18 protein-coding genes are annotated in these 21,884 nt (G+C 44.9%); 8 read left to right on the top strand and 10 right to left on the bottom strand.

All coding sequences use genetic code 11. The features are described from left to right. The first annotated feature begins 40 nt into the window (after window positions 1-40). Window positions 41-1,246, top strand: coding sequence for a TlpA family protein disulfide reductase (locus PPO43_RS10745; RefSeq protein WP_272617627.1), 1,206 nt, complete (start codon window positions 41-43; stop codon window positions 1,244-1,246). A 214-nt stretch (window positions 1,247-1,460) separates the two neighbouring features. Here PPO43_RS10745 and PPO43_RS10740 read toward each other — a convergent pair whose 3' ends face one another. Genes PPO43_RS10740 through cdd form a run of 5 tightly spaced genes read right to left on the bottom strand, consistent with a single transcriptional unit; the run spans window position 1,461 to window position 4,347 of the window. Then, complete coding sequence (locus tag PPO43_RS10740) at window positions 1,461-1,856, bottom strand: DUF423 domain-containing protein (RefSeq protein ID WP_272617625.1); 396 nt, start codon at window positions 1,854-1,856, stop codon at window positions 1,461-1,463. 3 nt (window positions 1,857-1,859) lie between these two features. Next, window positions 1,860-2,483: an L-threonylcarbamoyladenylate synthase gene (locus PPO43_RS10735; RefSeq protein ID WP_272617623.1), complete on the bottom strand. Its 624-nt coding sequence runs from the start codon at window positions 2,481-2,483 to the stop codon at window positions 1,860-1,862. Window positions 2,484-2,490: 7 nt separating this feature from the next. Continuing rightward, the gene (locus tag PPO43_RS10730) at window positions 2,491-2,937 is read right to left on the bottom strand and encodes a hypothetical protein (RefSeq protein WP_272617621.1); all 447 of its coding nucleotides are present in this window, start codon (window positions 2,935-2,937) and stop codon (window positions 2,491-2,493) included. An 11-nt stretch (window positions 2,938-2,948) separates the two neighbouring features. Beyond that, entirely contained in the window at window positions 2,949-3,854 is a 906-nt protein-coding gene (locus PPO43_RS10725) for a universal stress protein (RefSeq protein WP_272617620.1), read from the bottom strand. Between the two features lie 7 nt (window positions 3,855-3,861). Next, entirely contained in the window at window positions 3,862-4,347 is a 486-nt protein-coding gene (gene cdd / locus PPO43_RS10720) for a cytidine deaminase (RefSeq protein ID WP_272617618.1), read from the bottom strand. 537 nt (window positions 4,348-4,884) lie between these two features. Here cdd and PPO43_RS10715 point away from each other — a divergent pair. The 6 genes from PPO43_RS10715 (at window position 4,885) to PPO43_RS10690 (ending at window position 11,553) form a co-directional block, all read left to right on the top strand. Then, on the top strand, window positions 4,885-5,412 hold the full coding sequence (locus PPO43_RS10715; protein WP_272617616.1) for a hypothetical protein: 528 nt from the start codon (window positions 4,885-4,887) through the stop codon (window positions 5,410-5,412). A 90-nt stretch (window positions 5,413-5,502) separates the two neighbouring features. Next, window positions 5,503-6,108 (top strand): hypothetical protein, encoded by a 606-nt coding sequence (locus PPO43_RS10710; protein WP_272617615.1) that lies wholly within the window; start codon window positions 5,503-5,505, stop codon window positions 6,106-6,108. A 91-nt stretch (window positions 6,109-6,199) separates the two neighbouring features. After that, on the top strand, window positions 6,200-6,745 hold the full coding sequence (locus PPO43_RS10705) for a hypothetical protein (RefSeq protein WP_272617614.1): 546 nt from the start codon (window positions 6,200-6,202) through the stop codon (window positions 6,743-6,745). A 287-nt stretch (window positions 6,746-7,032) separates the two neighbouring features. Beyond that, window positions 7,033-9,657 (top strand): M1 family aminopeptidase, encoded by a 2,625-nt coding sequence (locus tag PPO43_RS10700; RefSeq protein ID WP_272617612.1) that lies wholly within the window; start codon window positions 7,033-7,035, stop codon window positions 9,655-9,657. Between the two features lie 73 nt (window positions 9,658-9,730). Further along, window positions 9,731-10,774 (top strand): leucine-rich repeat domain-containing protein, encoded by a 1,044-nt coding sequence (locus PPO43_RS10695; protein ID WP_272617611.1) that lies wholly within the window; start codon window positions 9,731-9,733, stop codon window positions 10,772-10,774. Then, a complete protein-coding gene (locus tag PPO43_RS10690; protein ID WP_272617610.1) occupies window positions 10,774-11,553 on the top strand; it encodes an alpha/beta fold hydrolase in 780 nt (259 codons plus the stop codon). Before PPO43_RS10695 ends, PPO43_RS10690 begins: the two co-directional genes overlap by 1 nt. On the opposite strand, the gene PPO43_RS10685 is transcribed toward PPO43_RS10690, so the two are convergent. Together PPO43_RS10685 and PPO43_RS10680 are read right to left on the bottom strand one after the other, a co-directional pair. Further along, entirely contained in the window at window positions 11,506-11,832 is a 327-nt protein-coding gene (locus tag PPO43_RS10685) for a MerR family transcriptional regulator (RefSeq protein ID WP_272617609.1), read from the bottom strand. The genes PPO43_RS10690 and PPO43_RS10685 overlap by 48 nt on opposite strands. Before the next feature lie 187 nt (window positions 11,833-12,019). Beyond that, window positions 12,020-12,997, bottom strand: a complete 978-nt coding sequence (locus tag PPO43_RS10680) for a M23 family metallopeptidase (RefSeq protein WP_272617608.1) — start codon at window positions 12,995-12,997, stop codon at window positions 12,020-12,022. Between the two features lie 346 nt (window positions 12,998-13,343). Between PPO43_RS10680 and alaS the strand changes: the two genes are divergently transcribed. After that, window positions 13,344-15,971 (top strand): alanine--tRNA ligase, encoded by a 2,628-nt coding sequence (gene alaS / locus PPO43_RS10675; RefSeq protein WP_272617607.1) that lies wholly within the window; start codon window positions 13,344-13,346, stop codon window positions 15,969-15,971. Window positions 15,972-16,041: 70 nt separating this feature from the next. Here the strand turns inward: alaS and PPO43_RS10670 are convergent, their stop codons facing one another. The 3 genes from PPO43_RS10670 to PPO43_RS10660 all read right to left on the bottom strand — a co-directional run bounded on the left by PPO43_RS10670 (window position 16,042) and on the right by PPO43_RS10660 (window position 21,423). After that, entirely contained in the window at window positions 16,042-16,650 is a 609-nt protein-coding gene (locus PPO43_RS10670) for a hypothetical protein (protein ID WP_272617606.1), read from the bottom strand. 144 nt (window positions 16,651-16,794) lie between these two features. Next, window positions 16,795-17,523 (bottom strand): hypothetical protein, encoded by a 729-nt coding sequence (locus PPO43_RS10665; RefSeq protein WP_272617605.1) that lies wholly within the window; start codon window positions 17,521-17,523, stop codon window positions 16,795-16,797. 417 nt (window positions 17,524-17,940) lie between these two features. Then, on the bottom strand, window positions 17,941-21,423 hold the full coding sequence (locus PPO43_RS10660; RefSeq protein WP_272617604.1) for a lamin tail domain-containing protein: 3,483 nt from the start codon (window positions 21,421-21,423) through the stop codon (window positions 17,941-17,943). Window positions 21,424-21,884: the final 461 nt, after the last annotated feature.

The following is a 21,884-nucleotide window of genomic DNA, read 5'->3' as shown; positions in this document are numbered from 1 at the left end:
TCTAAAATCCACCTACAAACACCACAATCAGTTCAATCCTATGAAAAATTATATTCTAATTCTGCTCTTAAATAAGGTACTGTTTTGTACTACCGTATTGGCTCAGCTGCCAGCTCATGAAATCGACCAGATTCTTACAGCTGATGATAAGCTACCTACTATTGATGAAGTAATAAGCCATAGGAAAGAAGAAATTATGGCGACTAGCATGAGGAAGTACAGCATCAAAAATCACTTTAAGTTTTTTTCTGAGGATACCCTGAGATATCAAGGGCAAAAGCAGGTGACGATGTACCCTAAAACGCTTAATGACAGCTTAGATGCTAGTACTTATATGATTTTGGATACAAATGTTACAAAAATTATCAGGCCTGATGCGGTTATTTTGGGTTTTCACTCTAGCATCAGCTATGCATTTTATGATACTCCTGAAACAATGGACGAACACAAAGAAGATAAGGCTATATTCAAACCTTATCAATTTGCCTTTTGGGAGAATTTTTTAAAAAATGTAGACTCTTTATGGATTGAAAAAGCAGATGAGCCTCATGCATTTACGATACATCGATTAACAAAAAATAGTGGCGAAATTTACAACATTCATACTACCGTCACTTGTGTTATGGCAGATTTTATTCCCATAAAATATAGTTTACGATTAGAATTTGAGAACATGTCTCAATATGAGGAAGCTAGTATCCAAGAGGTTGAGATCCATAATACGAGAGATGCTGTTGATAGCATTGCCCTTGCAGAAAAAGAAATTTTAAATAAGTATTTTCCACATAAGCCTAAAGAGGTTGATCCTGAAAAGTTAGCGCCGACGCTTAAAATTGGACAAACCGTTAGCAATTGGAAAGCTCATGACACAGATGGTAATATAGTAGAGTTATCGAAACTCAAGGGAAAAATAGTACTACTTGACTTTTGGTATCGAGGATGTTATCCCTGCCTAAAATCAATGCCTGTTTTGGAGCGGCTACATCAAAAGTATAAAGAAAAAGGGCTTTGTATTATAGGCGTAAACCATGTAGATCATCCAGATCAGATAAAAAAACATATGGAATATAAGCAGATCAGTTACCCTACATTAGTTGATAAAGACCTAGCCAAACAGTACAATATAATTTCTGCTCCAACATTTATTTTATTAGATGCCAAACAGCAAGTTATAGCCATTGAAATAGGCTATAGTGAAAGCCTTGAAGAAGTATTGGAAAAACAAATAGAATCGCTTTTACGATAATTTGAACTAGTTCAAATTCCTCTTATTCCTATAAGATTGCGCAGCAATACCGCTTCTAAACGGTTTTGCAGGCGCGAAGCCGCCGCAGGCTGAGGGGCTGAAGCAGGGCCGCCGCAGGCGGCAGACCGAGGCGCTTTGCGCCGAAGGGCCGAGCAGACCTGCGAGCTGCGAAATGGCCCGACCCGCCCAAAGGGCGGGGCAGCCCCAAAAAAAACTACTTAAACGCTTTAATGGCCAATATGGACCAGCCGCCAATAAAAAAGAGGCCGCCAACAGGGGTTAGTGGGCCAATAACGGCCAATAAACTGCCCGAAATGCCGAATAAATCGCGTAAAGCCAAAAGATAAAGCGAGCCCGAAAAAAGTAGAATCCCCATGGCAAAACTGATGCCCGCCCATTTTAGTGCTGGGGCTGCAGCCAAGCGCGCCCAAACGCCAGTGGCCAAAAGAGCCAAGGCATGATAATACTGATAGCTCACGCCCAACTGATAAATCTCTAGTCGATCGGGTGTAATTTGCGCCTTGAGTGCATGTGCCCCAAAAGCGCCTAAAATAACGGCCAAAGCGCCAAAAATGGCCCCAAGGCCCAATATCCATTTTTCTTTTGTCATGACTTATAAGTTCAATTCACCCAATCCTTGGCGGATCAATTCGGGCGGGTCTTGTGTACAATCCACTACCGTAGAGGGTTGATTGCCACCAATGCCGCCATCAATGACCAAATCGACTAGATGTTCGTATTGTTCATGAATTTCGTAGGGGTCGGTAGGATATTCGATAATATCGTCTTCCTCATCTAGGTTTTTGATGGAAGAAGAAAGCAGGGGCTGGCCAAGCCCCAATACTAGGTCGCGGACAATGGGACTATTCGGTACCCGAACGCCCAAGGTTTTCTTGCGATTTTTGAGCAATTTGGGCAAGCTACTATTCCCTTCTAAGATAAAGGTAAAAGGGCCAGGCAAAGCCGACTTCATTAACTTGTAAATTGAAGTAGAATAAGGGCGGCAATAATTAGAAATATCGCTGAGATCGGCGCAAATAAAAGATAAATTGGCCTTTTTGGGTTGAATGCCCTTAATGCGGCAGATTCGTTCCACGGCCTTTGCATTGGTAATATCACAGCCTAAGCCATAAACGGTATCGGTGGGGTAAATAATCACGCCCCCATCTTTTAGGACCTGAAGTACCTGCTCAATTTTTCGAGCTTGGGGATTCTCGGGATGAATTTCTAATAACATAATTCACTTATTCTAAATCTACCTGATTGGCTGCTTGAGCCATCAGTTCTAAATTTTTGAGCGCCGCTTTATACATTGGGCTACTCAGTTTTTCTTCTTCTAAAGCCTGTAATTGTTGAGCAAAAAAGCCAATAAAAGCTGGAAGTTGTTCGCCTGCATTTCGGTCCTTTTCCAAAATAATTTCCTTATAAGGCTCTAAATCTTCAGGCGTTTCCAAAACGATCAGTTCGGCTTTAGCGGCTTTTTTTAAGCGGCCTTGGTTCCAGCCTTCCAAACGAAAAACATAGTGGTCCAAAGAAGCCCGCAAATGGCTAAAGGCAAAGGGAGAGCGCAGATCTCGGTTTTCGAGTCGGCGCCAAAAAATGAGCGCTTCCTCCTGAGTCCCCTGTTCTTCAATAAAGCCCAAAGGGAGCAAGAGTTCCCGCAATTGTTCGGCATCTATATAGTTGGCCATAATGCTATTGGTTATCTGATAATGAAACAGGGAAAAGCCTCATTAAGTTGAATAATTTTTTCGCTTACGCTACCCAGCCAAAGGGTTTTGAGGGCGGTATGTCCCTTCGCCCCTAAAAAGATGAGATCGGGTTGTTGGTCCTCGGCCCAATCGTAAAGATGTCCAGCAGTACTCAGCCGTTGTCTTTGAATTAGTTGCAGCTTAGGGCGTTGAAAATCATTGGGCAGGTATTTATCCAAAAAGCTGGCATAAGCCTCTTGCGTACTGTCCAAAAGTAACTTTTCAAACTCTGCCTGCGTTTGATTAATGTTATAAATATGTGGATCGGGCATGCGATAAACATGCACACAATCTATCTGTGGCAACTGAGGCAGGCGACGCGCCAAAGCGCAGGCCGCTTGTAGCGCCAAACCTGAGTTTTCTGAAAAATCGAGCGGCACCATAAAGTGTTCTAGCTTGAGCTCTTTGGCCAAAGGCGGCACAAAAAGCAAAGAAGAAGGTGATCGACGTGCCAAGTTTCGGCTAAGCACTCCGGCCCCTTCGGCCAAAGGCTTTTTGCCCAAAATCAACAGTTCGGTCCGCTGCTCCTCCAACTCTTCCAAGAGCTCCTCCAATGGCTGTCCATCTTCCACCTCATAAGCCAACTGAATGTTCGTTTGGCCCAAATAACTTTCCGCCAAAGCTTTCATTCGCTCTACTTGCTCGGAAGCAGAAGGAAAAATTTTCCGCATTCGCTCGGCATCTCCACCAAAAAGTTGTTCAAAAAAGCCTGACTTTTTGACGACATGCATTAATTCTAGGCGATCAATGCGCACATATTGCTGCAAAAATTGCAAATAGCGCAAACATTGCTCGTCTGCAGAAGAGTAATCTAGGGCCAAAAGCCCTTCTGGAATACGGAAATTTCTACTTAACATCTTTTTTCTATAAAAAACTTGGGTCAAATAAGAGAGGTAAGAGCAACTTTGTCGATGCAACTCGATAAATATCCCCTTTGTCTCCCTGCAATAATAATTGTATCGGCCGTTCTTGTCGCCACTCAAATTCAAATAATACTTGTCGGCAAGCGCCACAAGGAGAAATAGGGCGCTCCACCCGCTCTCCCGCTGTTTTTACCCGAATGGCCACCGCCTGTATGGCTACCCCTGGGAATTGGGCCGCAGCCGAAAATAATGCCGCTCTTTCAGCACAAATAGTAGATGGATAAGCAGCATTTTCCTGATTACTCCCCAAAACAATCTCTCCATTTTCTAAAAGTGCAGCAGCCCCCACTCTAAATTCACTATATGGCGCATAAGCCGTGTCGCAGGCGTCATGCGCCCTAGCCAAAAGAGCAGCCTCTGGGGCTGGCAACTCTTCAGCAGAAGAAAATAGTTCATAGTCGGCCCGAATCTCAATCTTTTTGCCCATCGTCTAATTTTCCTTTAGCTTGAGCCCAAAGCTTAATCCGCTAATCGCTCAAGGTCGTTCACAATAGAAAAGCTTGTAAAGATAGGCTTTTCGCTAGGCTATGCAAAACTATTTTTGGCAACAATCTAGGAAGAACTAATACTTATTTTTTGGGGCCTCCCGCCTGCGGCGGGCGCTACGTTTCGCAGCTCGCTCTTCGCTCGGCCCTTCGCCAGCCTTGCTGGCTCGGTCTGGCCCTGCGGGCCACTGCTGCACATCGCTAGGCCAATCTCAAAGGGCCAGTTATTCTAATAAGCAAAACAATTAGTTACAACAACTTCACCTTATTAAATGATTATGGGAAAATAATATTTAAGCTTTCCTTAAAAAAAAAGTGGCCGCTATAATTTGAAAGCCTTATATTTGGTTTTGTTCAATCAAATGAGACAGTTTACAACCCATGTTTTGAAGCCCCTGGGCTGATTGCTCCAGTACAAAAGCATTGTTCTAATTGTGCTCAAACCCTATTTAATCTTATCATTTTTAATTCTTACAATTATGCGTTTATTCAGCAGCAGCCTACTTCTAGCCCTCATGACTAGCTTTTTCCTCCTATCTTGTGGAGGTGGTGACCCCACTGCTAGCAATCCCGATATCGCTAAAATGAGCGATGAAGCCAAAGCCGAAATGGACAAAATGTCTACTGGCGCTTGCGAATGCCTTAGCCAACATGGCGAAGAACTCAGCGCTTTTGTAGATGAAGCTCTTCCTATGCTCAAAGAAGCTCAAACTAAAGAAGATGCTAACCCTATGGAAGTAATGGGCAAACTCATGGGCTCTATGGCCAAAATGAAAGCCTTTGGCGAATGTTTCCAAAAAGTGGGAGACAACGTTAATGAAGAACTTCTAGACGGAGAAATGAAAAAAATTATTGGTGAAGACGCTGACTCCAAAGTAAAAGAAAAAAAGCAAATGGAAATCATCAATGCTTTCTTGGGTAAAAACTGCCCCAACGAGCAGAAGGTATTCCAGAAGTTCATGGACTTTGGTAAAGAAATGGAAGCTCTTCAGAATAAAGGTAAATAATAAGCTTAGCTATAAGCCTCATGCCTAATCCTATAGGGCCTGCAGTTCCCGCAGGTCCTTTTTTTATTTCATATTTTAACTCTTACTCTTATGCGTTTATTTAGCAGCAGCCTGCTTATCGCCCTCATGACTAGTTTTTTTCTCCTATCTTGTGGCGGAGAAACTCCCGCCTCCAAAGAAGCAGCAGACAACAAAGAAGAACCTAAAAAAGAGGTTAAAGAAGAACCTAAAACAACAGAGGATCCAACCACAAGCAATCCTGAGATTGCTAAAATGAGTGAGGAAGCCAAAGCCGAAATGGACAAAATGTCTGCTAACGCCTGTAAGTGTCTTAGCCAACATGGCGAAGAACTCAGCACTTTTGTAGATGAAGCTCTTCCTATGCTCAAAGAAGCTCAAAACAAAGAAAATACTGACCCCATGGAAGTAATGGGCAAACTCATGGGCTCTATGGCCAAAATGAAAGCCTTTGGCGAATGTTTCCAGAAAGTAAGTGAGGGGATTAATGAAGAAATGCTCGATGCTGAAATGAAAACAATTCTTGGAGAAGATATTGACCCTAAAGTAAAAGATGAGAAACAGATGGAAATTATCAATGCTTTCTTGGGTAAAAACTGCCCTAAGGAACAACAAACTTTCCAAAAGTTTATAGACTTTGGTAAAGAAATGCAAGCACTACAAAATAAAGGTAAATAATAAGTTTAGCGATAAACCTTATACCTAATTCTATAGGGCCTGCAGAAATTGCAGGCCCTATTTTTATTTCATCTTTTAGCCCAAAACAGCTATGCGTTTATTTAGTAGCCACCTATTTACGGCCCTAATCATTAACTTTTTCTTGCTGGCCAGCCCAAAAGAAGCCTTGGCCCAAAAAGAGGAAAGCTCTTCTGTTGAAGCCGATATGGCTAGGCTAAGTCCAGGCGCCCTAACAGAACTAGACAGCATGGCCCTTGACATTTGTAACTGCCTGCAACAAGAAGAAAAAACGCTACGGCTGTCCTTAGATAAAGCCATTGCCTTGCTCCAAGAAGCCCAAAACAAAGAAGATCTAAATCCTAAGGAGAGGCTGCTAGAAGTACGAAAAATTATGCTAAATACTCGACCCTTTAGCCAATGCTTGGGAGATGCAAAGAAAAATAATCTAAGCGCTGCCTCTACTCAAGAACTACTAGAAATAGCTGGCGAGCCTGCAGTAGAAAGACAAAAGTATACAGATATGCTCAATAGTTTATTGGCCAAAAACTGTCCCGATAACCATGGGCAAGATATCTTCCAGAAGTTTAATGACTTTGGCGACGAAATGCAAGCCTTTAAAAAAAGGACTAAAGAGTAAGCCAATCAACATTTTCGCTTTGAACTCGGGGCTGCAAGCATTGCAGCCCCTTTTTTTTTGGCCTAGCGATGTGCAGCAGTGGCCCGCAGGGCCAGACCGAGCCAGCAAGGCTGGCGAAGGGCCGAGCGAAGAGCGAGCTGCGAAACGTAGCGCCCGCCGCCCGCCCTTTTAGGGGCGGCCGCGGGCCCCAAAGCCCCTATCTACTTCTTATAGAAATTTGTATCTTTGAAAAGCCAATTTGGCTGTAAGATTGAAACTCATCAAAAAAAGTAGTGGATAAAAATAGTATGGTACAGATTTCTAAAAAAGCCCTCTTTTGGGGCAGCCTCATGGGCCTTGCGCTGATGGGAACGAGCTGTAAAACCAGCTCGAAAGTAAAAAAAGACGAAGTTGTAGAATATATTGACTATGAGCTAGAGCCCGTAGAAGTGACTGCCAATCGCTTAGATTTTAAGCGGGCCGTCTACAACCCTAGCTATACGCGCCGCAATGATTTGCTACATACGGATTTGGAAGTTCGCTTTGATTGGAATAAAAAGCATCTTTTGGGCAAAGCGAGATTGAAAATCAAACCTCTTTTTTATCCTACTGATTCGCTTCGCTTAGATGCCAAGGGGTTTGATATTCAGAAAGTGGCCATTTTGCAGGGCGGGCAAGAAAAAGCGCTAAGCTATAAATATGAGGACCAAAAGAATCTATTTATTCAATTGGATCGTAGTTATAGCCGAGAAGAAAGCTATCAGATTTTGGTAGAATATACGGCCAAACCCGATGAATTGCCGATTGGGGGAAGTGCTGCTATTACGGCGGACAAAGGACTTTATTTTATCAATGCTGATGGGAAAGATCCCGATAAGCCTCAGCAGATTTGGACCCAAGGCGAGACGGAATCTAGCTCTTGCTGGTTTCCTACTATTGACCGTCCCAACGAAAGGACCACCCAAGAAATTAAAATTACCGTTCAAGATCGTTTTCAGACCCTTTCTAATGGCTTGCTCATTAGCTCGATAAAAAATGCCGATGGCAGCCGAACGGATCACTGGAAAATGGATCAGGGCCATGCGCCCTACCTCTTTATGATGGCTATTGGAGAATTTGCCCGCAGTACAGAAGAATGGAATGGCAAACTGCTCGAATATTATGTAGAGCCCAAATATGCAGAACATGCGCAAGCTATTTTTCCACAAACGCCCGAAATGCTCAGTTTCTTTTCGGCCCGTTTAGGCTATGATTATCCTTGGCCCAAATACTCTCAGGTGGTTGTGCGCGATTATGTTTCTGGCGCTATGGAAAATACGACAGGCGTTATCTTTGGCGAGTATATGCAGAAAACTAGCCGAGAACTGATTGATAATACCACCAATGAAGGCGTAGTGGCCCATGAAATGATGCACCATTGGTTTGGCGATTTGGTGACCTGTGAGAGCTGGGCCAACCTCCCACTCAATGAGTCTTTTGCCAATTATGGTGAATACCTTTGGTTTGAACATCGTTATGGCCGCGACTTTGCCGACTACAACCGCATGAATGAGGTCCGTGGCTATATGAACCAAGCCGTTTTGCAGGATGATGCCCATCCGCTTATTCATTATGGCTATGAAGATAAGGAAGATATGTTTGACGCCCACAGCTATAATAAAGGGGGTGCCATTTTACACATGCTTCGCAAATATTTAGGGGATGATGCTTTCTTTGAAGGCCTCAAGCAATACTTACACAAAAATGAATACAGCGCTGCCGAAGCAGATGAGCTTCGCCTCGCCTTTGAAGAAGTGACTGGCGAAGACCTCAACTGGTTCTTTAATCAATGGTTTTATAAAGCGGGACACCCCAAACTCAAAATCAAACGCAGCTATTCAGATAGTAGTAAAACTTTGGTTCTAGAACTTGAGCAAACACAGGATTACACCAAAAGTACGGTCTTTATCTTGCCTATGGAACTGGCGATTTATACCCCTTCTGCTGGAGATTTGCCCCTAATCAAGCAAATCCGTATGGACCAACAAAAACAGCGCTTTGAGTTTCCCTTGAAAGAAGCCCCTACTTGGGTCGCTGTAGACCAAGAACGCATGCTCTTAGCCGAACGGACTGAAGAACAAACTAAAGAAGAATGGGCAGCTCAATATAGCCTTTCGCCTCGTTTCCAAGATCGTTATGATGCTTTGCAAAAAATCAAGTACGACCAAGGCGAAGAAGCCATGCGCAAACTTTTCTGGACTGCCCTAGAAGATCCTGCTTGGCCCATTCGTGCTATGGCTTGCGATTATGTCAAAGCCCAATCTGAAGAAGAGACAAAAAACCTAATTGCCAAATTGAGCAAAATGGCCGAGGAAGATCCTCACTCTCAAGTGCGCATGGCCGCCCTTCAGCAGCTTGGCCGTTTGGGCGACGCTAGCATTTTGCCTACTGTCAAAAAAGTAATCGCTAAGCAAGACGAAGCCTATAGCGTCATTTATGGCGCCTTCAAAGCTATTCAGCAAATTGACCAGAACTTGGCCCTTGAATTAGCCAAAGAGCTAGAGCAAGAACAAAACCCAACCCTACTTATGGGTATTGCCGAGCTTTATGGCCAAACTGGAGAGCGCAAATATTTGCCTTTCTTCAGCGCAAACTGGAAAAAAACCGAGAATTATGGAGCCATTAGCTTCTTTGGCCAATACCAAAAACTCTTGGTCGCCATTGCTGATGATAAACTAACTTTGGATAAAGTAAAAGAGCTCCAACAAATTGGAGGCAACAAAGAAAATGACCTTTGGCATCGTTATGCGGCCACCAATGCCCTATACGATTTGCAAAAAGCTTATTTTGAAAAAGCGCCTTATGAGGAAATTCAAAAGGCCCTACAAGCGGTTATAGAGAAAGAAGAAAATAGTAATTTGAAGAATCTCTATCAAAACTGGAAAGTCAATTAAAACCATAGCCCCTTGGGCCCGCAGGAGCTGGCCACTCAGCCTGCTCCTGCTCTTTTTGGCCTGCCAACCAACAATGCCTGCCGAGCCCGTAGCTCTGGTGGAAGAACCAAGCACTTACCAATATCCAAAGGATAGCCTTTGGAGAGGGCACCCTTTGCGCCCGGATCATCCTGACTACCTCAATAATGCCTATCCCAACTATAGCGATAGCATTTTTGCCCAGCTCGAAGGACAAGAGGGCTTCAATTATCCTTATGGCAAAACGGAAGAAGAGGTTCAACTATTCCTCTACCAACTAGAACGCGATCGCAAAGCGCGAATCCGTTACCTTATGGGCCTTAATATTCCCATGAGAGCCGACGCTATGGCCGAAAAACGCTATCTCAATCTTTCTAGCCGCGGATTGACGGAAATCCCCCAAGAATTGGGAGGCCTACAAGCACTAGAAGAACTACTGCTGAAGTACAACGAGATCAAGCATTTTTCTACGGCCCTTTATCAATGCAAATCCCTAAAACGCCTAGACCTCAGCTCTAATCAGCTGGAGACGCTCCCTAACAGCATTTATAGGCTGAATAAACTCGAAAATCTCAGCTTGCGCGATAACAAACTGAACTTTCTCCCCACGGGCTTTTCCCAATTAAGAGAATTGCGCAGCCTAGACCTCAGCAATAGCCACCGCTCTATGGCTGGTGCCTACAATAATTTTCGCTATCTTCCCAGCGCCGTTTATCGCCTCCCCAAATTAGAAAAGCTCCTTTTGCAACGCCTACCCTTACAGCAATTTGCCCTGAATATTCGGCAAATGAGCTCGCTAAGAGTACTGAGCATTGCTGGCTGCTACCAACTTCCCCTAGATGACAACCTTAAATTATTGGCCCAATTGCCCAATCTAGAGGTACTCGATATCTCTTTTTTAGGCCGCCGAAACCTCCCTAAAAGTATTGAGCGCTTCAAACATCTGAAAGTGCTCATCTGGCAAGAGGAAAATGGCGTCAATGAACAAGCGATTAAGGCCCTAAAAAAAATATTGCCCAACACCCGTATCTATTGGGGAGCCCCAGGCGAAAAGCGCCCCTTTTTACGAGCTAATTCTATCGAAACGATTATTCAATAATGAGTCTGTCTGCCTTTCTTCAAATCCAAGATTATCAACTGCATTACCAAATTATAGGCAACTTTGCCCCCGAAAAGCCCCTTTTGGTCCTCTTGCATGAGGGCCTAGGGGCTTTGCCTCTTTGGAAGGGCTGGCCCGATGAATTGGCCCAAGCCCTAAATTGCCCCATTCTACTCTATGAACGCCGAGGCTATGGACAATCTGATCCCTTGCCCCTCCCCCGCCCCAAAAATTATCTGGAAAAAGGTGGGGTGGAAGAACTACATGCCTTGCTCTCTCATCTTCAGGTCCAACAGCCTATTCTTATCGGTCATAGCGATGGCGGCAGCATCGCCCTAGCCTATGCCGCCCAATATGCCGTTAAGGCCCTAGCCGTTTTGGCCGCTCATATTTATGTCGAGGAAGTGACACTGGCCGGTATTCTTGCCGTAAAAAACAATCCCCAGCTCCCGAAAATTATTCAGAAACTGGGGAAATACCATGGAACAGAAAGTCCTCGTATTTTTTCGGCCTGGGCCGATACTTGGCTGCGCGCCGATTTTAAATCTTGGAATATCGCTCAGCTTTTACCGCAAATTCAGGCTCCCGCCTTTGTTTTGCAAGGCGAAGCAGATGAATACGCTAGCCCCAAACACCTGAGCGATATTTTTGAGGGTTTGGGAAGCACCGACAAAGAACAACATCTTTTGCCCAACTGCGGCCATAGCCCACATATTCAAGCAAGAACGGCCCTAAATGCCCTTATCCTCCCCTTCTTGAGCCGACAAATCAGTTTGTAATTGCCGCAAAAAATGGCGAATCTCCTCTAGTTTTTCAATCATCTGCTTGTGGCTATGATCCAAATTTGCCCGCCGATGAATCTCCTTTTTGGCCCCTTCCACCGTAAAGCCTTTTTCGTGCAAAAGGTACTTAACCACCAACATGCGTTGCACGCCATGCTCCGTATAATCCGTGTCCTTACGCCCCTTTTTCCCAAGAAAAAAGGCAAACTCTCTGGCCCAATTACGCAAAGTGGCCGTCGATACATCTAACTGTTCTGCTAATTCTTTGGGCTTCATCCTAATCGTTTTTTATGGGGATTTTTTGGGGCCTCCGCCTCCCTTCGGTCGTCGGCGCTACGTTCTGCAGCTCGCTATTCGCTCGGCCCTGTGCGGGCTGCGCCCGCTTGGTCTGGCCCTACGGGCCACTGCTACACATCGCTAGGCCTGCGGCCCTAAAGGGCCTGCAAAACCGCAAAAAGCAAACTTACTGATGAATAGAAAGCGCTTGGTTTTGCTGCGAAGCGTATTGGATAAACTCCTTATACTCTTGATTATCTAAACCATCTCGGCAGAAGGGCAAGGGATTCACTTTTTTGCCTTTATGCACCACCTCATAATGAAGGTGTGGCGCCGTAGAAGCCCCTGTATTTCCTACTCGGCCAATGATTTGGCCTCTTTTTACCTTATCGCCAGCGGTTACCTCTACTTTCGACATATGTGCGTAGAGGGTTTTATAGCCATGTCCATGATCAATAATAACATGACGGCCATAGCCTGTCCGCTTGAGGACCACCTTGGCCACTTTTCCATTTCCTGTAGCATAAATAGGCGTTCCCGTAGGCGCACCAAAATCAATTCCCGTATGCATCTTCAATATCTTGTAAATAGGGTGCTTTCTGTAACCAAAACCAGAAAGATACTCGATGCGGCGCTGTAGTCTGCGCACGGGACGAATTGAGGGAATAGCTTGTAAAAGTTCTTGTTTTTCTTTGGCGGCTAAAAGAACTTCTTCCTGAGCCTTGGCCATAAGCGCCAGCCGCTGGCGCATTTGTAAGACCCGCTCTGAAAGTTCTTTAATGAGTTCTGAATCAGATAAATTTTCTAGGCCTGCATATTTATTGCTTCCGCCTCGTCCCCCTGTCCAATAGGCTTCATCATTGGGGTCTAGCTCTAAAACTTGGCGATAAATGGCCACATCTCTTTCATGCAGGTTTTCTAGGGCTTCCTCCATCAGGTCCAATTGGCTAGTCATTTCTTCATAGCGTGACTTAATGAGCTGCAACTCATGGGCCTCTTGCTTATCATCTGTTGGTTTGGCCGAAGCTAGGTAAACAATACCCACAGAAAAACTAACAATCAGGAGAATAGAGAGGGCCAACTGCAGATAACGCTTGCGTTTAGAGACCTTTACCTTCTCGTAACGCAGCGTATGCGGGTTGTATATAAACTTATCTTTAGACATATCATTTCTAATTTTGCGAAAAAGCCAAGCAAAATTAAGAATATTCACTTAAAGGACAAATTTTAGCGCTTTAAGGCAGGGATTTAACTACTTAGGGCATTTTTTGAGTTGAAAAACCCTATCTTTCGGCGTCTTTTTTTAAGGTCTAGCAGGGCGCGAAGCGCCCGCAGGCTGAGGGATGGAAAAGGGTGGCCGAAGGCCAGACCAAGCGGGCAAAGCCCGCGCAGGGCCGAGCGAATAGCGAGCCCTGGCACAGCCCGACCCGAGCCAAAGGCGAGGGGCAGCCCCCAATCATCCTGCAGATCATTTGAATCCGAAAACTTAGTACTAGTATTTTAGAGCGTTTATGAAAACAGCAAAAGCCATCCGACAAGAGTTTTTAGACTTTTTTGAAAGCAAGGGCCACCAGATTGTGGCCTCGGCTCCTGTCGTTAACCAAAATGACCCTACCCTGATGTTTATCAACTCAGGCATGGCGCAGTTTAAAGATTACTTTTTGGGCCATCAAGATAGTCCTTTCCCTCGTGTAGCCGATACCCAAAAGTGTTTGCGGGTTTCGGGCAAGCACAATGATTTGGAAGATGTGGGCCGTGATAGTTACCATCAAACTCTTTTTGAGATGTTGGGCAACTGGTCTTTTGGCGATTACTTTAAGCAAGAAGCCATTGATTGGGCTTGGGAACTGCTGACAGAACGCTATGGCATTGATAAAGAGCGCCTTTATATTACGGTTTTTGCTGGCGATGAGGAAGATAATCTCCCTGCCGATGAGGAAGCCGAAAAAATGTGGGCCAAATGGGTGCCCAAAGAGCGTATTCTCCGCTTTGACCGCAAAGATAATTTTTGGGAAATGGGCGATCAGGGACCTTGTGGACCTTGTGCCGAGATTCATATTGATTTGCGTTCGGATGAAGAGCGGGCTGCTAAGGATGGCAAGGAGTTGGTCAATATGGACGATCCTATGGTCATTGAGATTTGGAACCTGGTCTTTATGCAGTTTAACCGCATGGCCGATGGCAAATTGGTACCTCTCAAAAACAAGCACATTGATACTGGAATGGGCCTAGAGCGCCTTTGTATGGTGCTTCAAAATAAAACCTCCAACTATACTACCGACCTTTTCAGCCCCATCATTGAAAAAATTGAGGCGTTGAGTGGTTTTGAGTATAAGGATGATTATTCGCCCAAAGCACTTAGCGATATTGCCATGCGTGTTATTGCGGACCATATTCGGGCCGTAGCTTTGGTTATTGCCGATGGGCAGCTGCCGTCTAATACAGGAGCGGGCTATGTCGTTCGCCGTGTTTTGCGCCGAGCCGTACGCTATTACTTTAGCTTCTTGGATCGCCAAGAACCTATGATTCACTTATTGGTGCCTGTGGTTGCCGAAATGTTCAAAGAGGTATTTCCCGAGCTGGCTGCTCAAGAAGACTTCATCTGCAAAATGGTTAAGTCGGAAGAAGAATCTTTCTTGCGCACTTTGGCCAATGGACTCAAGCGAATTGAGCAATTGGAGATTCAAAATAACGAGATCCCTGGCGAAACTGCCTTTGAACTCTTTGATACTTATGGTTTCCCTATCGACTTGAGCTTGTTGATTGCCCGCGAAAAAGGCTGGACCGTAGACCTCAAAGGATTTGAAGCCGCTTTGGCCGAGCAGAAAAAACGCTCGCAAGAAGATGCCGCCAAAGATGTAGCCGATTGGGTGGTCCTGGAAGAAGGACAGGCCGAATTTGTAGGCTATGAACAAGATAGCTGCCAAAGCCGCTTGCTCAAATACCGCAAAGTGGTCGTAAAAAAGAAAACTCAATACCAATTGGTCTTGGAACAAACGCCTTTTTATCCAGAAGGCGGGGGACAAGTAGGCGATACCGGCCTACTCTACTTTGGCGAGGAGAAAATCCCCGTCATCAATACCCTTAAAGAAAATGACCTAATCATTTCGATTACGACTAAATTGCCAGAGCAACTGGATCAAGTCGTACGAGCAGAGATCAATGCGCCCAAACGTCGCCTAACCGAAAACAACCACTCGGCTACACACCTTGTACATGCTGCTTTGCGCCAAGTATTGGGCAATCATGTACAACAAAAGGGATCTTTGGTCAATGCCGATTTGCTCCGTTTCGACTTCTCTCATTTTGAGAAAATGACCGCCGAACAGCTTGTAGAAGTAGAGCGCATTGTCAATAAAAAGATTCGCGAAAATATCAACCTCAAAGAGCAAAGAGATTTGCCCATTGAGCAAGCCAAAGAAGAGGGCGCGATGATGCTATTTGGCGAAAAGTATAGCGATCATGTCCGTGTAATTACCTTCGATGATAGCTATTCAAAAGAGCTTTGTGGCGGTTGTCATGTTTCTTCTACGGGAACTATTGGCTTATTCAAGATTCGAGAAGAAAGCTCTGTGGCTGCTGGTGTTCGTCGTATTGTGGCCCTAACTGCTGATGCTGCGGAAGAGTACTTGCGTGCCGAAAGTCAAGAATTGGCTGAGGTGAAAAGCCGCTTTAATAATCCTAAAAAGCTTTTGACGGTTATTGACAAACTCCTTGAGGACCAAAAAGCTCTACAAAAGGAACTAGAACAGCTCTTGCTACAAAAAGCACAGGCTGAAAAGGCAGATCTTTTGGCCCAAGCCCAAAAAATTGGCGATGTGCAGTTAGTCAGTGGACAACTTTCCGTTTCTGATAAAGATGCCATCAAACAACTTTGTCAAGAGATCGGCCAACAACTCCCCAGAGCTGTAGTCGTTCTAGCCGCTGCCGATGGCGCAAAAGCCAGCCTCACTATTTCTATGAGCAGAGAGCTCGCTCAAGAAAAAGGCTGGAATGCGGGCAAGTGGATCAAGCAAGCTGCTAGCCACATCAAAGGTGGTGGAGGTGGACAACCTTTCTTCGCTACTGCTGGCGGACAAAAACCAGAGGGAATTCCCGCTGCTTTGGCCGAAGTTAAAAGCCTAGTAGAAGAAAACTAAAGCCATACAGATATAGTAAAGGGGCTGTCAGATGATCCGACAGCCCCTTCTTTTTTAGTATTAACCTGAACTAGCGATTGAAGTAATAACTCGCGCTAATATTCAAATTCAAGCTATTAAGATTCAATAGCTCAAAAGTATTACTAGTGATCTTATCATCTCCACCGTTAACTTTTTCTACCTGATTCTCATAAGAGATAATATTCCCCAAGCCCATTTCTAGACCAATTTTAGGTGTAGGGAAATACAACAAACTAGGAGCAATTCCTACAGCTACTGTATTGATGGGATCATCTTCTACAGTTATATTCCCTGTTTTTGTTTCTCCAGTTTGGCTCATATAGCGAATATTCAAATCTCCAACGATAGCAAATTTTTCTTCTTCGCCCAAACCAATCGCATAACGACCAAATACCCCCACACCAACAATCGATGAAGTAGTTTTATCATCGTCTAGTGATGTATTCACACCTGATACCATAAGCTCTAGCCCTGCACCAATGTTATCTGTAAAAAAGTATCCTACGCGTGGAGAAAAAGAATAGCCCGTAGTTGTAGGTCCATCTATGGTTACATTACCAAATTCAGACTTACCACTTTCAACAGTAATTCCCAATCCTCCGCCAGCAAATAATCCCTGGCCAATTTGTGCTTGTGCCTGTACAGCAAATAGTGTCAATACAAAAAACAATAACTTTTTCATGTTTGCTTTTTTAATTAAAGAATTACTCTGCCATAGGCAAAAATGATGCTAACAAAACAAAAGACCGACAAGTTGTCAGTTCAACTCATCGGCCCTATTCTGTGCTATACTAGCTAAGTCCTACTGTTCCAAAGGAGTAGGCTGATCCTCTAATTGTATTTCCATTTCATCTATAGGACGCTCTGGAATTCGGCCCTTTTCATCAAATAGATTAGGTACTCCTTCTTCCAAATTGTAAAAGCGAACCTGTACCCCATCTAGCTCACAAGCCAAATCGACCAAACGGTTGCCCTCTACCCACAAATATCGCTTACAATAGTTGTGTACAGGCAACTCAAAAGAAGGCTTGCCATACCATTCATCAAATAGGTCGGCGGTTACGTTCAAAACATCAGCGCTATTTTGCCCTTCTTCTAAACGAATGAGCCCTTTTCCTGCATAAAGTCCAGATTCTTCACTGTAGTCAAAATCAAAAATGATCGGCAAAGCATCTCCAGCCACAGGCAACTGATAGGCATAAGCTCCTTCTTCTCGGCTTTTACCCGACTTAAAGCGCTCGGCCTTGCCCTTACGGGCCAATTTCTTATGCACTTTCTTAATATCCTCGGCTTGCATACCAAATTGATATCCAGGAATAGCTTCCTTAAAGCTTTTTCCACTGCTCAGGCCCTCTTTTATCGCTGTTTGCACTGCCATGGCCGTTGCCTCAGCCTCCGTCATGGGCTGCTCTCCTCTTTGCACTGATTTATCTGTATCAACCAATACAGCAGGCTTGCTAGTCGGTTTATCAGAATTACAAGCACTAAAAATCAATAGAGCCAGGGCTAAATAAAGATAGTTTTTCCACATAATATTTTTCCTTTAATGGGATTATTGGGGGAATATTGCTCTTTGCGCTAAAATAGTTCCAATCTAGCCGCTCTGCAAGTTTTATCTCTTTTCTCTTTCTCCCCGCTCCTATTTAAGGACGCTATGATTTAGTTGTTTTTTGGGGCCTCCCGCCTTTGGCGGCGCTACGTTCGGCATCTCGCTATTCGCTCGGCCCTGCGCGGGCAATGCCCGCTTGGTCTGCGGCTTTGCCGCACTGCCTACCATCGCTAGGCCGTTTACTGTGGGTTAAAACCCTCATTGAATTAAGCCTTTAGACCTCTAAGGTGCAGATAGCCTGCAGCTTAAACCCCTCGGCCAAAAAATAAGCAACTAGCCATAGAAATGACTAATTGCTTATCTAAAACTAGCGCCTAAACGGCTCATTTTGCTTAGCATCTAAAACTTGGCGGCTAGTACACAGGTCTTCTTTTCGACCTTGGTATCTCCAGAAGGCGAAACCAGCTCGGCAATAATGATATAGGGACCCACCAAGGCTTTTTCCCCAGCCTCATTGCTTCCGTCCCATTGTAAAAAGCCCTCTTGAAGTAAGCTTTCGCCTTGAATCAATTGCTTGATGAAACGGCCATTAGCGTCATAAACAGCTACCTCCGCCACATAATCAGGTCCTGGCAAATTATAGTTAATCAATAAGAAATCCTCAAAACCATCTCCATCAGGAGAAAAGGTATTGTTGGGCAACTCAAGTAATTCTTGGCCCAAAATCTCATTGCGCAAAGCGCTGCTATTTTCATAAGTCGGCGTCGCAAAACCAGCCGCCTGTGCTGCAGAATGCCAGTTATTAGGATCATTACTTGGAGCATCTAAATCAATGCGTTCTAGTGAAACACCATCCACCTCATCGAGCAAGGCATTATGAAAATCCTCAGAATAGTCGAATTGGTCCACAAATTCCGCTTGATTATTCCTAACACTATAAATCAAAACTGTACCCTCATCATCATTATAAGAAGGTAAGTCGGTTTCTAGCATTTTACTCAAATCGGGGGTTGGTTGGCCTACTGGACGAGCATATTGACGGGCTAAAGGAGCTGCAGCTTCTGTTAGTACAGCATAATGGCCTGGAAAGATGAGTAAGTTGCCCACTACACGATTCGCTTCATCTAACAAACCACTCTCTTCTGTAGTATTCGCAATCCATAGATCGCCCAAGTTGAGGACCTTATCTGAAGCATTGTAGATTTCTACAAAATCATTACCGCCTGTGGCAGGATTGAAAAGGACCTCATTCAGTTGTAAATCGCCTGCTTCTATACTTTCGGGCAAGGCAAATTGCGTGCTGTTGATTAGACCAATAGGATTACCTACACAATCAGTTAGACCATTCGTCAAGCTAATAGTATAAATAGTATTCGCTGATAACCCCTGATTAGTAATGATAACCAAAGTATTATAGTTGGGAGCTTCCAAGTAGGCTTCTTGGACCATCAGGCCATTGTCTAAGCTAAAGTTGGCCAAGTTTACGGCAGTAGTATCATCCAAAGCCTCAGAGAAAAAGAGGCGGATGCTATCCCCATTGGCCGCAATGCTGGCCCCAAAAGGATAGGCACGAATTAAATCTGGTGCAAATTGGTCCGGATTGTCTTGATAGACCGAGTTTTCTTGTCCAGGAGTTCCTCCTACTGTGCTATACGTTGGCGGTTGAGCAATAGACCCCATCCAGTTGCTAGCCCCTTCACAAGGACGGTTAGGGTTAATGCGCTCAAGGGTCCAGCCACCCTCTGCTTTACTACTTTCAGTATACCAGTCAGAGCTGAAATCTACAGCATCAATAATATTTCCGTTAGCAGCAGTTAGCGTAATGAGCTCTCCTCCTGCATTTAAGTCAGGAAAAGTACTGAAAGCTAATGCTGCACCAAAATCGCTATAAGATTGGCCCTGCTCTTCTCCACTAATAATGAGGTATTCGCCTGGAGCCAAAATATAGAAGGGAAAAACGGCGTCTCGGCTGCTGGTCCCATCACTAAAGCGATAATTGAGGAGATTGATATATTTATCGGAGCGGTTGTAAAGCTCTACAAACTCGAGTTCTGGTAAGCCTACCGAAGGCGAAGCATCAGCTAGAATTTCATTGATGAGGATATCATAATGCACTGCCGCTTCTACTTCATAATAGACAAAGCTAGCTGTTCTAGTGGCCAAGTTCCCTACACAGTCGCCCACATTGCTAGCGGTAATGGTATAGGTATTTTGGCTTTGCATATTGCTATTAAAGGTCAGCTCTACGGTGTACTGATCTAAAAGCTGGGCAAAAACGACATTCAAACCATTATCTACCGTATAGTTAGCGATATCTGTAGCCACTAGGGCATCCAAAATATCATCAAAAACCAAAACAGCCTGATTGACTGAGGCCTGTCGAGCTTCGATAATGATGGGGGCCGTAGTATCTACGGTATTATCCAAGACCGAATTGGCCGCCCCAGGAGTTCCACCATTCACATCATTAGACGCCAGCCAGTTGTTGCCCCCTTTACAGACCAAATTGGGGTTGATTAGCTCTAAGGTCCAGCCTCCAGCATCTTTACTCTCATCTTGATACCAATCGCTGCTATACAAAATACTATCGACCATTTGGCCCGCGGGCGTTTTGAGTAGCAAATAGGCGCTGGTATTGTTTAACGAAGGAAAGCCTGGAATTTGTTGCTGGTTAGCAGCTGTCGTATAGGCCACATCATTATGTAAAATTAAATATTCATTGGGCAAAAGGATATAGCTGCCCAATGTACGGCTGGTTTCGGTGCCGCTGCTGGCACTGCGGTGGATCAGCTCGTAATTGCTGAGGTCCACCGCTCCCGTTCCTCGGTTGTAAATTTCAATAAATTCCGCCTCGGGTAGATTTACTACGGGAGAAGGATCAATCATCAACTCATTAAAAATGAGATCTTGATAGGCAGGAGTTACCAATTGTACATAAGTGAAAGTAGTGCTTTGGTTGCTCAAGGCATTGCCCGCAAGATCCTCCACATTATTGACGGTTAGCTGATAAGTGGTCTGAGACTGTAGGCTGCTTACCGTCAAATTCACCTGATTGGGATTTTGCCCATCAATTTGTGCCGCCGAGACGCTAATGCCATTATCTAAACTATAGTTTGCCGCATTATTGGCCGTTGTGGCATCCAAAGGCTCATCAAAAAGAACGGCTAGGCTAGTAGCAGAGGCCGCTGAGGCCGAAAGTAAACTGGGCGCCTGCTGGTCCACAAAAAGAGGCGAAATCGAAATATCATCATAGGAAAAACGATCGCCTTGAGTAGAAGAGTAATAGGTCTGAATAGCAAAAAAACTGCCTGCATTATGACTATTATCTTGGGCCGTTCCCTCAGCAACAAAACTAGTTCCTCCGCTATAATCAGCGCTGAGTTCCCAGTTGCCCGAATTGTCTCGACTGATGCGAACACGGACATTATTGCTGGGCCCCGCCATCTGGCCATCTGTTCCACGAATTAAGCTGCTGGAAGAACCATTGCTAATGCGGAAAAGCTCTAGGGCATCATTGCTGCCGCTTTCACCAAACTCTAAATAATAACCATTGAGGTTGGCACTGACATCCGCCTGGTCAATTTGAAGATAAATCCGCACCTTATTAGAACCCGAAGGTCCCGAAGTCGAAAGATCCGTCTTAATCAAGAACTCCCAAACGGTGCTATCTTGCATATTCGCCCCCACATAAAGGCTACTATTGCTGCTATTACCAAGGTCGTTGATCGCTAATTCATTGTTGGCATTGATGGTATACTGGGCTTGGTCTCCGGTCCAGCTAGGATTAGAAGTAAAATCTCCATCGCTAAAATCATCTGTAAGGCTTTGGCCTGCTAAACCCAAAGGAAGCAGCAGGAGGCCAAGGAGTAGTTTTTTCATCATCGTTATTTTAAGGTAGGTGCTTGTAGTTTTGACTAAGATAGTGAACTCAAGATACTAAGCTACTATTAACTAGAGGTTAAAGGCAACAGTAATTTTAAGGGAGAAAGGAGCTTGAAGGTTTTTATTTTGGGGCTGCCCCGCCCTGCGGGCGGGTCGGGCCGTTCCGCAGCTCGCTGCTCGCTCGGCCCTGCAGGCTTTTTCGCTTCGCTTCAAAAGCCTTGGGTCTGCCGCCTGCGGCGGCCCTGCTCCAGCCCCTCAGCCACGGGCCTTCGGCCCTTTGCAGGCGGCACAGCCGCCTGTCCTGGACCAAAATGCCCAGCTCCCCAAGGGATTCCCTAAGGAATCCCGTAGAGGGGTGGGTGGGCGGGTCATGATAACAAATGACGAGCACAGCGAGGAATACCATTGAAAGGGACGGCCAAAAGGGCCGAAGCAGAACGATAGCAAAAGGACAAAGGATG

Source organism: Saprospira sp. CCB-QB6 (genome assembly GCF_028464065.1).
Taxonomy (GTDB): Bacteria; Bacteroidota; Bacteroidia; order Chitinophagales; family Saprospiraceae; genus Saprospira.
Note: the sequence above shows the minus strand (reverse complement) of the source record. Positions and strands in the feature narration are given on the sequence as shown.

Bases quoted from the DNA above. Each gene is read 5' to 3' on its own strand.
- PPO43_RS10700 (WP_272617612.1), top strand. From the start codon at position 7,033: ATGGTACAGATTTCTAAAAAAGCCCTCTTTTGGGGCAGCCTCATGGGC.
- PPO43_RS10745 (WP_272617627.1), top strand. From the start codon at position 41: ATGAAAAATTATATTCTAATTCTGCTCTTAAATAAGGTACTGTTTTGT.
- PPO43_RS10740 (WP_272617625.1), bottom strand. From the start codon at position 1,856: ATGACAAAAGAAAAATGGATATTGGGCCTTGGGGCCATTTTTGGCGCT.
- alaS (WP_272617607.1), top strand. From the start codon at position 13,344: ATGAAAACAGCAAAAGCCATCCGACAAGAGTTTTTAGACTTTTTTGAA.
- PPO43_RS10710 (WP_272617615.1), top strand. From the start codon at position 5,503: ATGCGTTTATTTAGCAGCAGCCTGCTTATCGCCCTCATGACTAGTTTT.
- PPO43_RS10695 (WP_272617611.1), top strand. From the start codon at position 9,731: ATGCCTGCCGAGCCCGTAGCTCTGGTGGAAGAACCAAGCACTTACCAA.
- PPO43_RS10690 (WP_272617610.1), top strand. From the start codon at position 10,774: ATGAGTCTGTCTGCCTTTCTTCAAATCCAAGATTATCAACTGCATTAC.
- PPO43_RS10685 (WP_272617609.1), bottom strand. From the start codon at position 11,832: ATGAAGCCCAAAGAATTAGCAGAACAGTTAGATGTATCGACGGCCACT.
- PPO43_RS10735 (WP_272617623.1), bottom strand. From the start codon at position 2,483: ATGTTATTAGAAATTCATCCCGAGAATCCCCAAGCTCGAAAAATTGAG.
- PPO43_RS10715 (WP_272617616.1), top strand. From the start codon at position 4,885: ATGCGTTTATTCAGCAGCAGCCTACTTCTAGCCCTCATGACTAGCTTT.
- PPO43_RS10665 (WP_272617605.1), bottom strand. From the start codon at position 17,523: ATGTGGAAAAACTATCTTTATTTAGCCCTGGCTCTATTGATTTTTAGT.
- PPO43_RS10660 (WP_272617604.1), bottom strand. From the start codon at position 21,423: ATGATGAAAAAACTACTCCTTGGCCTCCTGCTGCTTCCTTTGGGTTTA.
- PPO43_RS10725 (WP_272617620.1), bottom strand. From the start codon at position 3,854: ATGTTAAGTAGAAATTTCCGTATTCCAGAAGGGCTTTTGGCCCTAGAT.
- PPO43_RS10705 (WP_272617614.1), top strand. From the start codon at position 6,200: ATGCGTTTATTTAGTAGCCACCTATTTACGGCCCTAATCATTAACTTT.
- cdd (WP_272617618.1), bottom strand. From the start codon at position 4,347: ATGGGCAAAAAGATTGAGATTCGGGCCGACTATGAACTATTTTCTTCT.
- PPO43_RS10680 (WP_272617608.1), bottom strand. From the start codon at position 12,997: ATGTCTAAAGATAAGTTTATATACAACCCGCATACGCTGCGTTACGAG.
- PPO43_RS10730 (WP_272617621.1), bottom strand. From the start codon at position 2,937: ATGGCCAACTATATAGATGCCGAACAATTGCGGGAACTCTTGCTCCCT.